The sequence below is a fragment of the Alcanivorax sp. HI0083 genome, assembly GCF_001635175.1.
On record NZ_LWFX01000457.1, the window covers coordinates 1 to 715 of the forward strand.

The window sequence follows — 715 nt, forward strand, 5'->3', positions numbered from 1 at the left end:
ACGCAACAGCTGCACGCTTCAGGCCACGCTGAGCATGCAAGGAGTTTTTCAGAGGTTCCTTAGGTGTGGGTCGCGTGTATGCGTGTTGCAGCCGCAGAGCGGCATAAAAAAAGGGACCCGATTGGGTCCCTTTTCTATTTGGAGCGGGAAACGAGATTCGAACTCGCGACCCCGACCTTGGCAAGGTCGTGCTCTACCAACTGAGCTATTCCCGCTTGTCTTGCTGCCAGCTTACGCTAACGAATAAGTGGCGTCCCCTAGGGGAGTCGAACCCCTGTTACCGCCGTGAAAGGGCGGTGTCCTGGGCCACTAGACGAAGGGGACCCGGGCTTGACTTGGTGCGTCAAAGCGGCGCGTAGAATAGGTATCTGCCGGGCAATCGTCAAGGAAAAATTTTGTCGCAGACCATCATTGACCCGAAAAAGTCATGCTGCTCTAGTAATGGCGCGCTATAACCCTGCCGATTCCATCAAATTGGCGAAAAAACATTCATTTATCGGGAGAGAAGTATGTCCATCAAGCTGTACGGGGCCGCCCTGTCACCTTTCGTCCGCAAGACCCGGGTTGCTTTGGCACTGAAAGGAATCGAATTCGAATCCGTCCATGTCGATCCCAACAACCCGCCGGAAGGCTATGAAAAAATCAGCCCCATGAAGCGGATTCCTGCACTGGAAGTGGATGGTCAGTTCCTCGCCGACTCCGCTGCCATTTGTGC

Annotated in this window: 1 protein-coding gene and 2 tRNA genes; 1 reads left to right on the top strand and 2 read right to left on the bottom strand. The window is 54.4% G+C overall.

Features of this window, described 5'->3' with window-relative positions; all coding sequences use genetic code 11:
* Positions 1 to 139 precede the first annotated feature (139 nt).
* Together A3754_RS04680 and A3754_RS04685 are read right to left on the bottom strand one after the other, a co-directional pair.
* Positions 140 to 215, bottom strand: a tRNA-Gly gene (locus A3754_RS04680).
* A gap of 33 nt (positions 216 to 248) precedes the next feature.
* Positions 249 to 324, bottom strand: a tRNA-Glu gene (locus A3754_RS04685).
* A 185-nt stretch (positions 325 to 509) separates the two neighbouring features.
* Between A3754_RS04685 and A3754_RS04690 the strand changes: the two genes are divergently transcribed.
* The coding region (locus tag A3754_RS04690; protein ID WP_197468461.1) for a glutathione S-transferase N-terminal domain-containing protein at positions 510 to 715 on the top strand (206 nt) is incomplete at its 3' end.